This is a genomic window from Leuconostoc sp. DB-1 (assembly GCF_013414845.1).
Taxonomy (GTDB): Bacteria; Bacillota; Bacilli; order Lactobacillales; family Lactobacillaceae; genus Leuconostoc; species Leuconostoc mesenteroides.
The window spans coordinates 45478-64688 of record NZ_JABFNJ010000001.1; the positions used below are offsets into that span (position 1 = coordinate 45478).

Annotated in this window: 18 protein-coding genes and 1 tRNA gene; 18 read left to right on the forward strand and 1 reads right to left on the reverse strand. The window is 37.4% G+C overall.

Annotated features, from left to right (window positions below; translation table 11 throughout):
• Positions 1 to 39: 39 nt before the first annotated feature.
• The 9 genes from HFP47_RS00245 to HFP47_RS00285 all read left to right on the forward strand — a co-directional run bounded on the left by HFP47_RS00245 (position 40) and on the right by HFP47_RS00285 (position 11039).
• Positions 40 to 1350, forward strand: a complete 1311-nt coding sequence (locus HFP47_RS00245; protein WP_042251212.1) for a LysM peptidoglycan-binding domain-containing protein — start codon at positions 40 to 42, stop codon at positions 1348 to 1350.
• 1 nt (position 1351) lies between these two features.
• Positions 1352 to 1705 (forward strand): NlpC/P60 family protein, encoded by a 354-nt coding sequence (locus tag HFP47_RS00250; RefSeq protein ID WP_002815861.1) that lies wholly within the window; start codon positions 1352 to 1354, stop codon positions 1703 to 1705.
• A 191-nt stretch (positions 1706 to 1896) separates the two neighbouring features.
• Positions 1897 to 3015, forward strand: a complete 1119-nt coding sequence (locus HFP47_RS00255) for a LysM peptidoglycan-binding domain-containing protein (RefSeq protein ID WP_179875897.1) — start codon at positions 1897 to 1899, stop codon at positions 3013 to 3015.
• Between the two features lie 75 nt (positions 3016 to 3090).
• The gene (locus HFP47_RS00260) at positions 3091 to 4344 is read left to right on the forward strand and encodes an aminoacyltransferase (RefSeq protein ID WP_042251210.1); all 1254 of its coding nucleotides are present in this window, start codon (positions 3091 to 3093) and stop codon (positions 4342 to 4344) included.
• Positions 4345 to 4424: 80 nt separating this feature from the next.
• Complete coding sequence (locus tag HFP47_RS00265) at positions 4425 to 6467, forward strand: penicillin-binding protein 2 (protein ID WP_179875898.1); 2043 nt, start codon at positions 4425 to 4427, stop codon at positions 6465 to 6467.
• A gap of 122 nt (positions 6468 to 6589) precedes the next feature.
• A complete protein-coding gene (locus tag HFP47_RS00270) occupies positions 6590 to 6856 on the forward strand; it encodes an autorepressor SdpR family transcription factor (RefSeq protein WP_010290287.1) in 267 nt (88 codons plus the stop codon).
• Positions 6846 to 7481, forward strand: coding sequence for an SdpI family protein (locus HFP47_RS00275; RefSeq protein ID WP_042251207.1), 636 nt, complete (start codon positions 6846 to 6848; stop codon positions 7479 to 7481). The genes HFP47_RS00270 and HFP47_RS00275 overlap by 11 nt, the downstream gene beginning before the upstream one ends.
• Before the next feature lie 205 nt (positions 7482 to 7686).
• Complete coding sequence (locus tag HFP47_RS00280) at positions 7687 to 9675, forward strand: ATP-binding cassette domain-containing protein (protein WP_050884211.1); 1989 nt, start codon at positions 7687 to 7689, stop codon at positions 9673 to 9675.
• 203 nt (positions 9676 to 9878) lie between these two features.
• A complete protein-coding gene (locus tag HFP47_RS00285; protein ID WP_042251201.1) occupies positions 9879 to 11039 on the forward strand; it encodes an LCP family protein in 1161 nt (386 codons plus the stop codon).
• 49 nt (positions 11040 to 11088) lie between these two features.
• On the opposite strand, the gene HFP47_RS00290 is transcribed toward HFP47_RS00285, so the two are convergent.
• Positions 11089 to 11490 carry a YbaN family protein gene (locus HFP47_RS00290; protein WP_011679207.1) on the reverse strand — a complete coding sequence of 134 codons (402 nt, stop codon included), beginning with the start codon at positions 11488 to 11490 and terminating at the stop codon, positions 11089 to 11091.
• Positions 11491 to 11549: 59 nt separating this feature from the next.
• Here HFP47_RS00290 and HFP47_RS00295 point away from each other — a divergent pair, with 59 nt between their 5' ends.
• From HFP47_RS00295 to HFP47_RS00335, 9 genes are all read left to right on the forward strand, one after another.
• Positions 11550 to 12473, forward strand: coding sequence for an exopolyphosphatase (locus tag HFP47_RS00295; RefSeq protein ID WP_011679208.1), 924 nt, complete (start codon positions 11550 to 11552; stop codon positions 12471 to 12473).
• Positions 12466 to 13671 carry a hydroxymethylglutaryl-CoA reductase, degradative gene (locus HFP47_RS00300; protein WP_179875899.1) on the forward strand — a complete coding sequence of 402 codons (1206 nt, stop codon included), beginning with the start codon at positions 12466 to 12468 and terminating at the stop codon, positions 13669 to 13671. The genes HFP47_RS00295 and HFP47_RS00300 overlap by 8 nt, the downstream gene beginning before the upstream one ends.
• Positions 13655 to 14605: a hypothetical protein gene (locus HFP47_RS00305; RefSeq protein WP_011679210.1), complete on the forward strand. Its 951-nt coding sequence runs from the start codon at positions 13655 to 13657 to the stop codon at positions 14603 to 14605. Before HFP47_RS00300 ends, HFP47_RS00305 begins: the two co-directional genes overlap by 17 nt.
• Before the next feature lie 41 nt (positions 14606 to 14646).
• Positions 14647 to 15351, forward strand: a complete 705-nt coding sequence (locus HFP47_RS00310; RefSeq protein WP_179875900.1) for an NAD-dependent protein deacylase — start codon at positions 14647 to 14649, stop codon at positions 15349 to 15351.
• A gap of 101 nt (positions 15352 to 15452) precedes the next feature.
• Positions 15453 to 16370 carry a cation diffusion facilitator family transporter gene (locus HFP47_RS00315; protein WP_011679211.1) on the forward strand — a complete coding sequence of 306 codons (918 nt, stop codon included), beginning with the start codon at positions 15453 to 15455 and terminating at the stop codon, positions 16368 to 16370.
• Positions 16371 to 16744: 374 nt separating this feature from the next.
• Complete coding sequence (locus HFP47_RS00320) at positions 16745 to 18139, forward strand: Nramp family divalent metal transporter (protein WP_011679212.1); 1395 nt, start codon at positions 16745 to 16747, stop codon at positions 18137 to 18139.
• A gap of 38 nt (positions 18140 to 18177) precedes the next feature.
• Positions 18178 to 18645: a universal stress protein gene (locus tag HFP47_RS00325; protein ID WP_010290864.1), complete on the forward strand. Its 468-nt coding sequence runs from the start codon at positions 18178 to 18180 to the stop codon at positions 18643 to 18645.
• Between the two features lie 84 nt (positions 18646 to 18729).
• On the forward strand, positions 18730 to 19074 hold the full coding sequence (locus HFP47_RS00330) for a helix-turn-helix transcriptional regulator (protein ID WP_179875901.1): 345 nt from the start codon (positions 18730 to 18732) through the stop codon (positions 19072 to 19074).
• Between the two features lie 48 nt (positions 19075 to 19122).
• A tRNA-Leu gene (locus tag HFP47_RS00335) sits at positions 19123 to 19206 on the forward strand.
• The last annotated feature ends 5 nt before the right edge of the window (positions 19207 to 19211 follow it).

Sequence of the window (19211 nt, forward strand, 5' to 3'; positions counted from 1 at the left end):
TACGAGTTAATACAATTCATTCAGGAGTTACATAAGAATATGGGTAAATTTTTTAAGAAGACTTTATTGACTACTGCAGCTGGTGCTGCGGCCTTTGTTGGTGGACATGCAGCAGCTTCTGCTGATACAGTAGAAGTGCAATCAGGCGACACTTTGTCAAAGATTGCAGCAGCAAACAATACTACTGTTGATGCGTTAGCTAAGGCTAATGGAATTAGCAACAAAGATTTGATTTTAGCAGGTTCATCACTAGAAATTAACGCAACACAAGAAGTTTCTGGTTTATCAGAAGACGGTACATCATATACAGTGCAATCAGGTGATACATTATCAAAGATTGCTGAAAAAACTGGTGTAGATGCATCAGTATTGTCTTCATTGAATAGTTTGTCAAATACTGACCTTGTTTTGACTGGACAAGAATTGTCATTGAAGGCTTCAACTACTCAAGCAACCAGTTCAGCTGCTACAACTGTGACAGCAGCTTCTGCACAATCTTCATCTGTTGACACAAGTAATTTGAAATATATTGCAGCAGCTGATACAGACAGCAATAACTTTATGACGCTTGATGAATATAATACATATGTTGCAAATGGCGGCTCAACATCATCAGCTGCGACAGAATCATCAGCTTCATCAGCAAGCGCTTCATCAGCTACAGAAGATATCACATATATTGCAGCAGCAGATTCAGATAATGATGGTTACATGACAATGGCTGAGTATAATGCATACAAAGCTAACGGTGGGTCAACATCATCATCAGCGCAAGCCACCACATCAACGGCCTCATCTTCAGCAAGCACATCAAGTGCTTCATCATCAACTAGTGACAATATCACTTATGTTGCTGCGGCTGACACTAATAATGATGGCTACATGACAATGGCTGAGTACAATGCGTACAAGGCTAATGGCGGTTCAACATCTAGCGCATCATCAGCTTCTTCGTCAACGCAAACGACAACTACTAATACTACTGCCACTGCAACAACAACTAACGTTTCAACTGGTAGCACAACGGCAGATGCAACAATCAACGCATGGAATGCAAAGCGTGCAGAATTAGGATTATCACCCGTTACAATTTCTGCATCATTGACTTCACAAGCTCAAAGTCGCGCACAATCAATTGGAACATCGTCAAACTGGTTTAGTACACATATGTCTTCCGGTACTGCTGAAGTTGTTGCAAATGGTTTTGGTGCTGGATCTTCTGTTATTAATGCTTGGTATTATGAAACAGGTATGGTGAACGGCGGGCACACAGCATTTATTGTTAACCCTAACTTCACACAAGCAGGTGTTGGCTATTACAACGGTTGGATTGTTATTAACGCACAATAATATGCAAAATGATTATTTAAAATTAGCATTAGATAACTTAGGAAAAACATTCAACGACTACAATAGTGGTCGTTTTGTTGCTCAACAGCTTATGAGAGCGCAAGTACCATTACCCGAAGGATCGCATTGGGATGCTTCACCAGCGCATCTCATTAAACAAATGCATCATTTATTGGGCGTTTTACAAGCGACACCAGGAGATTTGCTATTTTGGGGCACACAGAATGCACCATATGAAGTGGGTATTTATGTCGGTGGGAACCACTTTATTGCTGTAAATAACGGGGACCATGTGGCAAAAATTCAAACGTTATCAAGAAACTGGTATCCATGTATTGCCGGTTCTATATTTTGACACACAATTGTCATTTAGATGTTTGTTTTGTTACAAAAGAAACTCCTTTGATATATTGACAACAAAGTGCAAAGTACAGAAAATATCCATGACACAGCGGATTGCTATACTAGGAATTGTCGAGAAGACGGAAAAGAATTTAAATTAAAATATATTACTGAATATGAGTCCCTATTAGGAGTTTGACTATTATGAAAAAATCTACTATTGCTAAATCTGTCGTTACAGCTGCCGGTGCTTTTGCCGTTGCTGGTGCTGCTCAAGTTTCTGCTAATACTGTATCAGTTAAAGCTGGTGACACACTTTACAAGATTGCATCAGCAAACGGTACAACTGTTGACGCTTTGGTTAAAGCTAATAACATTTCAAATGCTAATTTGATTTTTGTTGGACAGCAACTACAAACTGCATCTTCATCATCAACTACTACACAAAGTTCATCATCAGAGAGCTCAACTACAACAACTTCATTATCTAATGGTTCATACACTGTTAAGTCAGGTGATACATTAAACAAGATTGCAGCAGCAAATGGTACAACGGTAGCAAATTTGGTAGCAACTAATAACATTTCAAATGCTAACTTGATTACTGTTGGTCAAACATTGAAGTTATCAGCTTCATCAACTTCAAGCTCAACAACAACGCAATCATCAACTACGACAACTCAAACAACATCAAATAACACAGCAACTGCCTCAAATGGTTCATACACTGTTAAGTCAGGTGATACATTAAACAAGATTGCGGCAGCAAACGGGACAACAGTAGCTAACTTAGTAGCTGCTAATAACATTTCAAATGCTAATGTGATTACTGTTGGTCAAACTTTAAAGTTGTCAGCATCATCTGCTTCAACTTCAAGTTCATCAACTGCAACAACATCACAATCATCAAGTTCTACACAATCATCATCAACTTCTAATAATACTGCTTCAACATCAAATACAAGCAATACAAGCAACAGCTCATCAACTTCAACAACAGCTGATGCTACTATTAATGCTTGGAATGCAAAGCGTGCTACTCTTGGCTTGTCACCAATTAAGATTTCAGCTTCATTGACAGCACAAGCTCAAAGCCGTGCACAAGCTCTTGCAACATCATCTAACTGGTTTGGTTTGCATGAATCATCATCAACTCCTGAAGTTGTTGCTAATGGTTTTGCTGCAGGTGCAACTGTAATTAATGCTTGGTACTATGAAACAGGTATGGTTAACGGTGGTCACACTGAATTTATTGTTAACTCTAGCTTCACCGAAGCTGGTGTAGGTTATTATGACGGATGGATCGTCATTGACGCACATTAATAACACCAAAAAGTGGATAGTTGCTATCCACTTTTTTTGTGTTCTCATGTATAGTAGAGTGCAGAGGTATAAAAAATGTTGTACAAATTTACTGAATTAACAAAAGAAGAATATACAGAATTTGAAAAGCAAAGTTCTGTGGGTACCTTTTTACAATCAGGTGAACAAGCTGAATTATTACAAAAACGAGGCTATAAAATATGGTTGTTAGGTATCAAAGCTGACGACAAGGTAGTGGCTGCAGCGTTGGTCATGCGTGAAAAGGTACATATGGGATACATCTTTTCAATTGATCGTGGGCCATTATTGGATTTTGAAAATCATGAATTGTTGGCTTTTTTCATGTCTAATTTCGTAAAGTTTTCACGCGAGAATAAAGGGCTTTATATTGAAGTAAGGCCAAATGTGACTTTGAAAATGACGAATAACCATGGCGATCTTCTAGGTGAAGAGAATACGGTGTTTATCGAAGAGATGAAAAAGCTTGGATTTACTCATTTGCCATTTGTAGATGGTTTCACTACAGCTGGTTCTCCAGAATGGGAGTATATCAAAGATTTGTCAGAATTAACCGATGAGAAATCTGTTCGTGCCTCGTATAATAAGAAGGCTCAGTATTATTTAAAAAAGAATGCTCAGTTCGGTATTCGTTTACGTCAATTAACACGAGATGACTTGCCAGATTTTAAGGAATTAACACAAAAAACTGCCGATAGGTTACATTATAAAGATAAAAACTTGAATTTTTATCAAACAGTATATGATGTGTATGGCGATGAGGCAACATTTGTCTTTGCTGAACTAAACTTTGACAACTATATTAAGGAAGAGAATGAAAAAATCTCTGAATTAGATGCCAAACTGGCCAAAATTAATCAGAAGATCGAAAAATATCCTACGAATGATAAATTTAAGCGTCAGTATGCTGAATTTGATGATCAAAAAAATCAACATAGCAAGCGCATATTAAAAGCGGAACAACAGAAAGAAGCTGCTGGTAAATCGACAGTCGTCGTCGCTGGTGCATTATTTATACAGCAACCTCAAGAAATGAATTATCTGTATTCAGGCACTTATGAAGAGTATATGGACTATTACGGCCCTTATCAAATACAAGACGTTATGATCAACAAGGCAGTTCAGGCAGGACTCAAGCGCTATAACTTCTACGGCATTGCTGGAAAGTTCGATGGTAGCGATGGTGTACTAGGATTCAAAACGACTTTTGAGGGACAAGCACGTCAACTGGTAGGAAACTTCATGATGCCTGTTAATCCCTTTAAATATGGCGTCTATCGATTGCTCAAAAAAATGATGGGCCGTGCTTAAAATGAGCTTTTTTAGCGAGTAAAACCCGTTTTGTGGTATGGTATATAAGGTAATTATTAAATTGGCGGTACACAATACTTATGAAACACAATCCATATCTAGAAGAGCGAGATAATAAAAATGACGCACGTGCTAACTTACCGACACGTCTGCGAATTTTGTTGTTTATATCGTTTATACTAATGGTTGCCCTAGTTGTACAATTAGGGTTTTTAACGATTAAGCAGGGAGCCAATTATTTGGCTGAAGTCAACCGAAGTGAAGAGACCGTTGAAAAAGGAAATACACCACGAGGTTTAGTTTACGACTCAACCGGCCGTGTTCTGGCTGGAAACAAGGCGCAAACGGCGATTACATTTACGCGTGGTACTAATATTACTTCTAGCACAATGCGAAGCACTGCAATTAAACTTGGAAAATATTTGACAGTTGATACGACCCGCCTCAGTGATCGTTCTAAAGCTGACTTTTATTTGGCTGACGCAACTAACGCGGCTAAGGTGCAGAAACACGTTGCTAAAGAACATAAGAATGGTAGTAGCCTGACGACATCAGAGATTAATAGTCTGTCGGTAAGTTATGTAGAAGAGCATAACTTGCTTTCAAAAGTTAGTGATAATGATGCAATGATATTTCAGCGGATGAGCGGTGCTTATTCATTGTCAACGACATTTATCAAAGAAGACGATGTGACAGAAACAGAATTAGCGGAGATTGGCGAGCGTTTAAGCCAATTCCCTGGTATTAAGATAGGTACAAGCTGGGCAAGACAATATCCTGAAGGAAACGATTTTAAGGCTTTGATTGGTACAGTAACTAGTGAAGATAATGGGTTGCCAGATGATAAGTTACACACACTCTTAGCACAAGGATATTCACAAAATGAATCAGTTGGTAGTTCTAATTTGGAATCTAGCTATGAATCCTTATTGAAGGGATCAGCCTCACAGACTGTAGTTACAACTGCTTCTGACGGTACGGTAAAATCATCTTCTGTAAAATACAAAGGGCAGTCTGGAGATAGTCTTAAATTAACCATTAATGCTGACTTTCAGAAAGAAGTTCAGAAAATTTTGGAAGACAATTTACCAACTGGGGATGTTCAAGGTGCTTATGCTACAGTAATGAATCCCTATACTGGCGGTATCTATGCTATGGCAGGCGTAGACAGAGATTACTCAACCGGAACAAAAACAGCTGATCCGTTGGGAAATATTAACCATGCTATTGTCATGGGATCTGTGGTTAAGCCGGCGGTATTAGCTACAGCTTTCCAAAAAGGTGTGATTACTCCCTCAAATTCTACATTGTTGGATCAAGCTATTAAAATTGCGGGAACACCAACAATCACATCATATTGGAATAAAACAGGTACGCCTGTTTCAGTTGATGCACAAACAGCCTTAGAGCGTTCTTCGAACACTTATTTCGTTCAATTGGGTATGAAGATTGGTGGACAGACTTATAGCTCGGGATCGGCATTAGCATTGAATTCTGATGCCTTTCAGACATTACGTAATGGGTTAGGACAATTCGGATTAGGGACAAAAACAGGTATTGATGTCAGCGGAGAAACTGCTGGTTATCGCGGAGATACTACAGGGTCAAATATTGGTAAATATTTGTACGAATCATTTGGTCAATATGACACCTATACAACACTTCAACTTGCACGATACGTTTCTACAATTGCTAATGGTGGGTATTTGATTCAGCCTCATTTGGTAAGCTCAATATTACAAAGTTCAACTAATAGTTCAAAAAAGCGTACAGTGTGGACAGCCACACCGAATATACAAGGGCAAGTTCAGTTGGATTCTGACGAATGGAAAGTAATCCATGAAGGAATGAATCGTGTTGCAAATGGTACGGACACGTACAATACTGGTGGAACAGATATACATAAACTTGAACCACATGTTTATGCTAAAACAGGAACCGCCGAAACGACAACCAATGGACATACGACTTATACAGAATCCATTGTTGCTTATGTACCGGGACAACCGATGGTCATGGCCATGGCTATCCCAGGTATGAATAATTATTTAGATGGTACCAATGGTAAGATTGCGGCAAAAATAATTAATGCTTACTGGAAGTATGTTCAAAATAAACCATAACTTTATAAAAAAGACAGTAATCATGATTACTGTCTTTTTTATTCTTACCTATTTCGCTATATTTCTAAATAGATGTTATAATCTATTTAGAAATATAGCGAAATAGGTAAAGGAAAGAAATAATGAGTTTACAAAATACACTGAAAGCGATTTCGAATCCTGTCAGGCGCGATATTCTTACACTACTGAAAGAAGGGCCTCAGTCAGCGGGAAGCATTGCGGATCATTTTGAATTGAGTAAAGCAACAATATCATCACATTTAGCCCAATTAAAACAAGCTGATTTGATAAGAGAAGATAAATATAAAAATTTTATTTATTATGAATTAAATTTATCTGTGTTTGAAGAAGCCACATTATGGTTGAAAGGATTTACTAATGAAAAATAAAAAAAGCTTTTTACCACTAATTATTACCTTATTACCCATTTTTTATGGGCTAATATTGTGGACGAAGCTGCCAGTTGAGCTTCCAATCCATTTTAATATTAACGGAGAAGTGGATAGATATGCTAATAAAGTATGGCTTATCATTATTTGGCCAATAATAGCAACACTCTTGCACCTGTTTCTAATTATTTATCGTACGAAAATAGTTGCTCGTAGTCAAAATAATAAAATGCATACAATTATTAGTTGGTCTATTCCATTAGGCAATAACATTTTATTATCTTATATATTTGCTTATGGATTAGGTAATCACATCAATATAACTAGTATATTGTTGCCGACTATTGGCATTTTATTTATAGCATTAGGTAACTACATGCCCAAAACACAGCGAAATCGCTTTGTTGGGATACGAATACCAACCGCTCTGAATAATGATATAAATTGGTTTAAGACGCAACGTATTGGTGGTTTGATGTTTGTTGTTGGCGGGTTTATGATGATTGGTGGTGGTTTTTTAGGAATGATTTCTGAATTTTGGACTATAGCATTAATGATTCTGTCCTTAGTATTAATTACTGTCGTACCGATTATTTATTCGATTAGATCAAGCCATAAAGCTTAATTTGAGTCGGCATAGTAGTGTTTTTCACATTTGATCAAACAGAAGAAATAAATAAGAAACTAAAATATTTAACGGAAAAGATTGAAAAAGAACATGACTATTGTATACTAGATTACAACTAGTCAAAAGTAGTGTACTAATTTAACTATTTTTAAAAGGGTTGCATATTAAACGACATAGTAAATTCAAAAGAGGGAGAAAAAGTATGTCATTTTTAGAATTAAAAGATATTCATAAATCCTATTTTTTAGGAAAAGATGAATTTCCAGTTTTGAAGGGGATCAACTTATCATTTGATAAAGGTGAATTTGTTTCCATTCTTGGTGAATCAGGTGGCGGTAAATCAACACTAATGAATATTATTGGTGGCCTTGATCGAAACTTTTCAGGTGATGTGTTGATCAACGGAAATCGATTAGATCATAAACAAGAAAAGAAGTTAGATGTTTATCGTCGTGAGACGATTGGCTATATTTTCCAAAGCTTTAACCTAATTAATTATCAAACGAACTTGGAAAATGTTGAAACCAGCTTAAACATGACTACTTTATCATCCGCGCAACGTAAACAACGTGCCATGGAATTATTGGAAAAAGTTGGTTTGAGCGAGCATGTTCATAAGTATCCATCACAACTTTCCGGTGGTCAAAAGCAGCGTGTCGCCATTGCGCGTGCGTTAGCAGCAGATCCTGATGTCATGATTGCTGATGAACCAACGGGCGCATTAGATTCTGTGAATACCACTGAAGTACTGGAGCTTCTTGAGCAAATCGCCCAAGAAGGTAAATTGGTTATTGTTGTTACGCATTCACAAGCGGTAGCTAATTACGGAACGCGTATTTTGCACATGGCTGATGGAAAAATTGATGAAGAAAAAAATTTGAAAGACAAGTTTGAGGCACCATCGGCACCTGATCGGTTAACATCGAGACCGTTGTCAACTAGATCAGTTTGGGACATGGCCTTTGATCATTTGAAGTATAAAAAATTACAAAACTTTTTGATTATTCTCGGATCGGCTATTGGTGTTTTCTCGGTAATACTATTCCTCGGATTGGGTAATGGTATTAAAGGGTATATTAATAATCAAGTTAGTTCGTTGGCTAATCCTAACTATCCAACTGTTGTTAAGAACACGTTAGATGATGATGATGCGTCAAGCAATGAACGTGTTCAAGCCAGAGCGCAAGCATCAACAACAAATTACTCGTCGATTGTTTTTTCTGATAATGTAATTAAAAAAGTTAGTAATGTAAAAAATGTTGCCAAGACTTATCAAGGATATGAGTTTAATGGTGCTGTATTCAAGTACGGGAAAGCACAATCACAGGCTGGTACGCAGGTACAAACATGGTCACCAATCTATGCCGACAAAGTCATCAAGGCGGGGCACAAGCCATCTGGTGACAATGAAATTGTGATTGACAAAACATTTGCTCAAAAAGCTAATAAAAATTGGAAATCTTTGATTGGTAAGAGTATCACGTATACTTACGTAGCTTATAATCAAAATAATCAAGCAGTTCCTGTGACATCAACAATGAAAATTGTTGGAATCACTGACGGCGGACAAGCTGGTACAGTGTTTGCAACTACATTTGCTGCAATGAAAAAAGACTTAGCAAAGGCTAATGCCATGACCGAAGCTAACTATTTGACATTAAAGGTTAATGATACGGAAAACGTAAAGTCAACAGTGAGTGCGGTTAACAAAATCAAGGATAATGGTAAGCAAGCCGTCGTGGCAGTATCCATTGGTAGTGTGCTAGACACGATTAACACAATTACAAGTTTGGCTTCATATGTATTGGCTGCCATTGCCGGAATTTCATTGATCGTATCAGCGATTATGATTATTGTGACAACTTATATGTCTGTTTCTGAACGTACCAAAGAAATCGGTGTATTGCGCGCACTTGGTGCACGTTCAAAAGATATTCGTGGTTTATTTACAAATGAAGCGCTGTTAATGGGAATCATTTCAGCTGTTCTTGGTATTGTCACAGCTTATCTAGGACAATTTGCTATGAACGCAGCTTTGTATGGCTTAATTAAATTTGATATTGTACAGGTTTCTCTTGGTAATGTTATATTTGCGGTAGTGATTTCTCTTGTTATTGCTCTAGTTGCTTCATTTGTTCCTTCGCGTCGAGCGGCTAATTTGAATACAATTGATGCATTAGCAGCTGATTAATATGTTGAACAAAAACATTCACTTCTTGTGAGTGTTTTTTTGTTATTGATTAGACAAGTTTTAAACAAAAATGTCAACAAAAGCTCTAAAATAAATCGGCTAACCTAATTAATATGGCGTTATTATTAACTTAATTGTATTAGCGCCATTCTTGGTTTTAATGGTATAATATTAAATCAGGATATCCCTGGGGGTACAAAACAATGGATAATAACATGAGTCGAATGGCACGTCAAAATCAAGCGCCAAGACCAGACGATAAGCAACCACGAAAACCTAAAAGACGACATAAAAAATTGCGTTGGATTGTTAGTATAATTGTTATTCTGTTGATTATTGGTGGCGTTGTGATATCGATGCTATTGAGTAATATCAAAGAATCGGTTGATACAATGCATCGTAGTGCGAATATTACAAAAGCTCGTGATGTTAACCAAGTCTTAAAAGATGGCAAACCATTTTCAATTTTAGTACTGGGTACAGACACAGGTGCTTTAGCACGTGATCGAACAGGGTTAACCGATTCTATGATGCTAATCACTGTTAATCCAAAATCTAAAACAACGACAATGTTGTCAATCCCTCGTGATATTATGGTTTCAATTGTCGGTCGAGAAGATACTTTTCCACAAAAACTTAATGCTGCATTTCCAATTGCTGGTGTTGGGGCAACGATGTCTACGTTGCAAAACTATTTGAACGTACCAATTGACTTTTACGCTCTGGTTAACATGGGCGGACTTGAAAAAGTTATTGATCAAGTAGGTGGCGTGAAAGTTAAGTCTCCACTAACATTCACTTATCAGCCTGAAAATGACAAGTCTGATGTTTATAAATTTTACAAAAATCAAGAAAAATATGAATATGCCTCTGATGGTAAGAATTTTAAAACGTATACGACAATGGATGGCTACGCCGCGTTGTCATTTTCAAGAATGCGTTATGACGATCCAGAGGGAGACTACGGTCGACAAAAGCGTCAACGGCTAGTTTTGAAAGCTTTGGTTAAAAAATCAGCCAGCGCTAAAACTCTACTGAATGCAAAGTTTATGAAATCAATATCTAAAAATGCAGAAACAGACTTAACTTATAATAATGTGACAAAAATTGCTTTATCTTACATGGCAGCCACTAAAAATCAGAAATCTGATCATTTACAGGGCGTTGGTGATATGTATAATGGTGTGAGTTACCAAATGGTGAAAGCATCAGAAAAGCAACGTGTTACAAATCTACTACGCAAGTCATTAAACTTGGGCAGTAAAACAACAGGCACACAGTTTGGTAGTTCGGTACCCGTACTATCTTATGGCGTTGCTGAATATAACTTAAATGTTATTGGTGAAACATTAGACGCGCAATAAAAAAATACTTCCCTCATATTTGTTTGAGGGAAGTATTTTTTTATTTGAATTACTCACGTGTTTTTGCTTTGGTAAAGGGAATGCCGTCGCGCCAAAGATAGCCACGATAGTAGCTTTCCATTGATATAATCTGTGTTAACGAGGTGAGTGGTAGTACCCATTTTAGCCAAACCATATCTGTCTTGAAAAATGGGATAGCCATCATGGCAGCAGTCACTAAATAAATTAAAGCCCGCCCCTTTAGTGATAGTTGCCGATCAAAAACAGCTTCGTCAACGTACTTTTGATAATATTTATTGTTGTGTAGCCAACTATCTAGCTTTTTAGAAGATTTAGACCACAAAATTGCGGTTAGGACATAAAATCCTGTTGTTGGCAAGCCGGGAATCCATATCGCGATGGTACCAATAGCAAAACTGAGCGCCCCAAGGGCAATTAATAGTATTTTCATATATATAGTGTACCATCACATGGTACAATTAAACTAATAAAATTGATTAGGATGTCTATATGAGCTATTTAGCAATCGTTGATCTTGGTAGTAATTCTGCTAGAATGGTAGTCGAAGAGCTGCATGATGATGGTACTCATACTGAGTTAATCCGCGAAAAAAGAGACACGCGTATTGCTCAAAATATGGGAGAAGAACTACTACTAAAAGAAACACCAATTTTGCGTACTATTGAGGCGCTAAAATATTTTCAATCTAAATATATCAATTTTCATCCGAAAGTCCGTGCGATTACAACGGCAGCAGTTCGTATGGCTAAAAATCAAACTGAGTTTTTAGATCGTGTCGCACGAGAAACGGGAATTCAGTTTCAAGTTTTGACGGGTGATCAAGAAGCATATTATGATTATTTGGGTGTGATCTCAACCTTAAATGTTACCGAGGGTGTGATTCTAGATACTGGTGGTGCTTCAGTTGAATTGATTGCTGTGGATAATCGACGCAGCAAGGAAGCTGTAAGCTTATCTTTTGGCGCAGTTACTTTATCAGAACAATATCACTTAGCTAATAATATCATGCCGAACAATCTGGCTTCCGCAAGTGATTATATATTAAGTCAGTATAACACGTTGCAGTGGTTGGAAACGCAATACCAAAAGCCAGTTATTTTATTAGGTGGGGCAAATCGTTCGCTCGCGCGTATGGCACGTACACGACTTGGTGAAACCGAAGTAAGTATGATTCATGGATTTGAGATGCCAGTTGACTTAGTTGAGCAGATTTTTGAAGAAATCCGACAGATGACACGAAAAGAACGTGAGAAAATTGCCGGATTAGAAACTTCTCGCGCTGATATTATTGTCAGTGGCTTACTACCATTATTGAATCTTATGAGAAAAATTAATTCACCTAAAGTTATATTTTCAGAAAGCGGGGTTCGCGAAGGTCTAATTGCTGAGACTTTAGCACAGCAGGATGAGTAAAAAATTTTATGAATTAACACCCGATGAGCGTTTACTCGCATTAAATTTAAAAGAAGATATACGATTATCATTTTCAAGTCGTCAAAGCCCAGTTAACGCTCAAATGGTTGAGAATTATATTAGTGATTTTCGCATGCCAATGGGCGTTGTTCATGATATTCTGATTGATGAACAACATTTTAGTGTGCCGATGGCTATTGAAGAGCCAAGTGTGATTGCAGCAGCTAATAATGGTGCCAAAATGTTATCTAATGGGGTTCATGTCATCATGGCGGATACTGCTATGATCGGCCAAATGCTGCTGGTTGATGCTGCTGGTGTGGATGAATTCATTAACTTACATCGCGATGAGATTTTTGCTAAGGCAAAGCAAGCCAAACCATCGATTTATAAACGCGGTGGTGGTTTGCGTGATGTTCGAGTAAGAAACATCTCGAAAACGGAAACGAGTGTTGACTTTATTATCGACACAAAAGACGCAATGGGCGCTAATATTGTTAATACAATTTTAGAAGCAGAATTACCATTGTTCGAAAAGTTCATACCTTTAGGTGTGATTTTATCTAATTATGCCACAAATCAATTGGTCACAGTGACTGGTGATGTCGATTTTGAGCGCATAGGTGGTCGTGAAGTAGCTCAGAAAATAGTCGCATTAAACCATTTTTCCAAAAACGATCCTTACCGTGCAACTACGGAGAATAAAGGTCTTTTTAACGGCATTAGTGCTGTGGTTTTGGCGACGGGGAATGATTGGCGAGCTGTAGAAGCTAGTGGTCATGCCTATGCAAGTCGTGATGGTCAATACCGTGGTTTAGTAACTTGGACAATTTTAAACGGTAAACTTCATGGTGAGCTGACATTGCCTATATCTGTTGGCACGGTTGGCGGTGCAATTTCGGCTATGCCAGATGCTAAGCAGGCCTTGTCAATCATAGGTGATGTGAATGCTGACACACTTCGTGGTGTGATTTTATCTGTTGGGTTGGCGCAAAATTTAGCCGCCTTAAAATCAATTGCCTCAGGCGGTATTCAACGGGGACACATGCGAATGCAGTATCGCGCGTTAGCGATGCAAGTAGGCGCAAAAACCGATGAAATTTCCGCAGTAGTATCACGGCTAATATCCCTCAGTCATGTGGATGCAAGTGTTGCCAAAAAAATATTAATGGAGATAAGAAATGAACCCAAAAATTAAAGATTTGTTGGATAACGTTAATGGTGTCTATCCAGGAACTGTGATGACACGTGTTAATGGAGGAGAGACTGGGGAATTACATATCGACCAAGTTTCACAAGAAATTTTAGGACAACGTTTGCTAATAGAAATTGCTAACAAAACTGAGAGTGATTTCTTGCTTGGTAATGAGTTATTAAAAATGCTATTAACATTAAATGGCATTGCCCCACAAGTATTTTTTGCGCTAACATTCAATGATGGAAAATTAGACGATCAGCTGATACAAATTGCAACGCGCATGCATCGTACAGTTGTTCATGCAATCACCTATCGTGAATTAGCTAAGCAAGGCATTACAACTTCTGCGACGGTAAAGGCTTATTTTTCTGGGCTTAACGCTGAGTTAACGCCTGAAAATGGTGAAGTGGATGATGAAAGTTTATGGCGTTTACTCATGATCTTGGATGCATTAGTATTTGCTAATACGATTTCTGACAGCAGTTTTGTTGCCGAGTTGCAACAAAAATATCCGCTAGCTTACACGGCCGCGAGTTCGCTTATTAAACCTGTAATGGCAGCTGATCTGAAGCAGGCACGTAATATTCGTCATCAAATGGTTTCTTTGTTTGAAGGCATTGACGAAGTATTGACAAGATGGGGCAAACCTACTGTAAACGCTAAAGAATATGTCACATTAACAAGTGTCTTGTCAAAACGTCAATTGGATTTACCAGTTAATCAAGTATTTACAATATATCATTCGGAAATGACCGATTTTCAGACGCAGAAGACAGCTTACGTTGGGCTAAGTAAAAATGATAATCAAAATAGTTTTGTAGTATCGCCACCGGATAATGAAGCTGATAAACCAACCTTTTTCAAAGAACTATATGCTCTAAAAGTGTCGGAACTATTCCAAAAGTTAGCGCTACCTTACATTGAAAGAGACTAAATTAATTATTATCAGTTAACATTCATAAAGAAAGGATATTCATGTTAGTCACAGCAGAAATTCAAAAGCGCTTTGACAACGCCAAAAATATTGTATTCATGACCGGAGCGGGTGTTTCAACTTTATCAGGAATACCGGATTACCGTTCTAAAGGTGGTATTTATGATGGCATTAGTTTGCAACCTGAATACCTATTGAGTGCAACAGCTTTTCATAATGAGCCCGAAAAACAGTATCAATTTATGATTGATAATATGTACTTTCCCGAGGCTGTTCCAAATGTTATTCACAAAAAAATGGCAGCTTTAACTCGACAAGGTAAGGCCAAAATTATCACGCAAAATGTTGATGATTTGCATGTCAAAGCGGCATCGGATCCAGAAAAATTGATCCGTTTTCATGGCTCATTATATGATGTGTATGCGCCTGTTGATGGCCAGAAATCTCCCTATCAGGATTACTTGCATGCAATGAGACGTGCAGACAATGCCCTATTACGTCCGCGAATTACATTTTACGAAGAAATGCCTTTTGACGTTAAAAAATCAGCCCTATGGGTACGAAATGCTGATTTAATTGTTATTGTAGGCACTAGCTTTAAAGTTTATCCTTTTGCTGGATTATTGCAGTATGCTAGTCCGGCAGTTCCGGTGATGTCAATCAATTTTGAACGTATTGCTACGCCATTTGATGTGGATCAGATTGTTGGGGATGCAGGCGAATTCTTTTCAGAGTTAAAACTTTAAATAAATATGAATCCCTAAAAAGTAGCAGATTAATCTGCTACTTTTTTAAATATATGAATTATTTTTCAGATAAAGTGTTAAAATAGAATCGAGGTGAAAATATGAAGAAACCAATGGAGCAGTTAAAAATGAAACAAATGCCTTATTTAATAGGTATTTCTTTAAATATGATTTTTGTTTTATCTGAGTTAGTATTTGCTAAATTAGCACATTCAACCGCACTATTTGCTGATGCTTTCCACAATTTAAGTGATGTATTAGCATTAATGATCGCTTGGCTTGCAGTTGTAGTATTTGGTCTACAAGCCACTAAACGACATACTTATGGATGGCATAATATGTCCATTCTAGCTAGTGTATTTAATACAATTTTGTTAATATTTGCGGTGATAACGATTTTTTACGAGAGTATTCGTAATTTGATTTTGCCAGAAAATACTGTTACTACAGGCTGGTTAGTGATGGTTGTTGCAGCGGTTGGTATCGTGATTAACTTTGCCACTGCTATGCTTTTTAAAGCATCAGGTGTTCCTGATGAACATGGGCATCACCATGAACAAGATTTGAATGCCAAAACAGCTTACATTCATCTTTTAGCTGATGCTGGTGTGTCGGTTGGCGTGATTATTGCTGGACTTTTAATCCAAGTTACTGGTTGGCACGTCATTGATCCTATCGTATCAATGATTATCGGTGTTATTATTGCCGTGACTTCATGGCCAGTTATGAAATCAACATTTAACTTAGCATTAAATGGGGTACCTGATAATGTGAATGAGTCAGACGTTTTGCGATACTTATCAACACATGAAGGTGTGGAACAACTTCACGACTTACACATTTGGCCTCTTTCTACGACTGAAGCTGCCATGACTGTTCATCTATCTGTTAAAAAGAATGTAGATGAACAAGAATTATTAGCAAATATCTCTAGTGACCTACGAGAAAAATATGATATTAGCCATGTCACCATTCAAATTGAAACAAACGAATTTGATCAGTCTTGTAATGTTATTTGATATAAAGATAAAATTATGTCACGTAACTAATTTGTAATATTTTAATAAAATAGCGCTTTGCCCCTTTAATACAATGTTTTTCTATCATAAAATTGATAATACACAACTTTATTTTTTGTAAGTAAAAAATTTTTGTTGACGAATTTAGAATTGGGTGTATTATAAAGTATGTATTAGAGCGATTATAGCCGAGTTAGGTAATTTTCATAAGCTTTCAACAGCCAAGTTGAATGAAATTCTTTATGAAATTTATTTAGCACTTGATGTTTTATTTTGGTGTTTATCAATTGTCAAAAAGTGAATATTTCACGATATTTCAGTCAAGTCGAAATTCGTTTATTTAGCTCTGAGGAGAAATCTAAAGGAGAGATAGAATGCAAGATTCTACAAGTGTTAATCCGAAACATCACCTTGTTCAAAAAACTGAGGATGATTTAAGTTTATCGGATGTTAATGGTTCCATAGAAGTACCAGAAAATGGGTCATTTTGGCGTAAATTATTGGCCTTTTCTGGTCCCGGAGCCTTGGTGGCTGTTGGCTATATGGATCCGGGTAACTGGGTTACTTCGGTAGCCGGTGGTGCGCAATACCGTTATACATTGTTGTCTGTTGTTTTAATTTCTAGTTTGATTGCCATGATGCTACAGTACATGGCCGGTAAGTTAGGAATTGTTAAGCAAGAAGACTTAGCGCAAGCAACACGTGATCGTACAAATAAAGTTGGTGGATTCGTACTATGGATCATGACTGAATTAGCATTGATTGCTACAGATATTGCCGAAGTTATTGGAGGGGCTATAGCACTTCACTTATTGTTCGGTTGGTCAATGATTGCATCTGTTCTGACCACAGCTTTTGATGTTATTTTGTTGCTATTGTTGATGAAATTTGGTTTCCGTAAAATCGAAGCTATTGTCATGACATTGATCATTACTATTTTGGTTATTTTTGCTTATCTAGTTATTTTATCAACACCACAATTATCAGCACTGTTTGGCGGTTATTTGCCTCAATTACAGACTTTAAGCTCACATACGCCAATTGGTGGTGGTGATTCTCAGTTAACATTAACATTGGGAATTATCGGTGCCACTGTTATGCCACATAATCTGTACTTGCATTCATCAATATCTCAGACACGTAAAGTAGATAGAAGTAACAAGTCAGAACTTAAAGAAGCTGTTCGCTTCATGACTTGGGATTCAAATATTCAGTTGTCATTGGCATTCGTTATTAACTCATTATTGTTGATTTTGGGTGCAGCATTATTCTTTGGACATGCTGATAAAGTTGGTACATTTGGTTCAATGTATAACGCTTTGAAGGATAATTCAATTGCTGGTGCTATTGCATCACCAATTTTATCAACATTGTTTGCTGTTGCTTTGCTTGCTTCAGGACAAAACTCAACAATCACTGGAACGCTTACTGGTGAAATTGTCATGGAAGGTTTCTTGCACTTGCGCATTCCAATGTGGCTACGTCGTGTTGTTACTCGTGGTTTGGCATTGATACCAGTTGTTGCCTTCACATTGATTTATGGTGGATCTGAGGGTAAGTTAGATGATTTGATGGTTCAATCACAAGTCTTCCTTTCAATTGCTTTGCCATTTACTATGGCACCATTAATCTATTTCACGTCTTCAAAGAAGATTATGGGAGAAGAATTTGCTAATCCAAAGTGGATTGCAACCTTAGGATGGATTGCATTTGCCGTTCTGACTTATTTAAATGTTCAACTTGTCGTACAACAATTAATGGGATCTTAATCAATATAGATACTAAGCGATACTAAAGGAGAGATAAAATGAGTGAATTAAACTTAAACATCGAACCAACACAATTTAAGAACATCTTAGTTGGTGTTGATGAATCAGAACAAGGTTACTTTGCTTTGGCAAATGCGATTCATCAAGCTAGCGAAGATGGTGCCACATTGACAATAGCAACAATTCTTGAAATGGGTGACCTATCAGCAATCGAAGCGCTACACCTTGACTTTATCAAGGAAAAGCGTGCTGAATTTGAAGCTAACCTCGTTCGTTACAAGGAATATGCGTTGTCAAAAGGGGCTACGAACGTTGAAACAGTTTTCGAAGATGGTTCTAAAGCTGGAGAAGTATTAGTCCAGAAAATTGCGCCACAAGTAGGTGCTGATTTAATTATTGTGGGTGCGCATTCTCGTGAAGGCTTCTGGGGATCATTAGGATCTCAAGCAGCTTACATTGCTCGCCATGCAAAAGTATCTTCAATGGTTGCACGTAAAGAGAATTAAACATCATTAATGAAAAGTCGCTAGATAGCGGCTTTTTTTGTTTTATTTAATACATTACGATATGGAGGCTGTTATAATTAAAATATGAAAAAAGAAGCCATCATAGAACTTGAAAAAATATTTAAACTATTAGGCAATAAGCAACGTCTGATCATTTTAGAATTGCTCAGAGAGCGCTCGTACAGTGTTTCAGAGATTATCAATTCTTTAGGTATGGAGCAATCTGCTGTTTCACACCAATTAAAACTGTTGCGTGAGGCGCAACTTGTTGAAACAGAAAAACGTGGCCGCGAAGTATTATATGGGTTAAGTGATTCACATATCTTAATTTTATTAGATAATGCGCTTAAACACGTGAGCCACACCATCACAGGAAATGTTAATGATACAACACATCAAGTCAAAAAAGAAAAGCCAAAAAAAGGTTGACGAACAAATATTTTACTGGTATTCTAATATAGTTGTTTAATATTTAACGCCGCTGTGGCGGAATTGGCAGACGCGCTGGACTCAAAATCCAGTGGTGGCAACACCGTGTGGGTTCGACTCCCACCGGCGGCATCAAC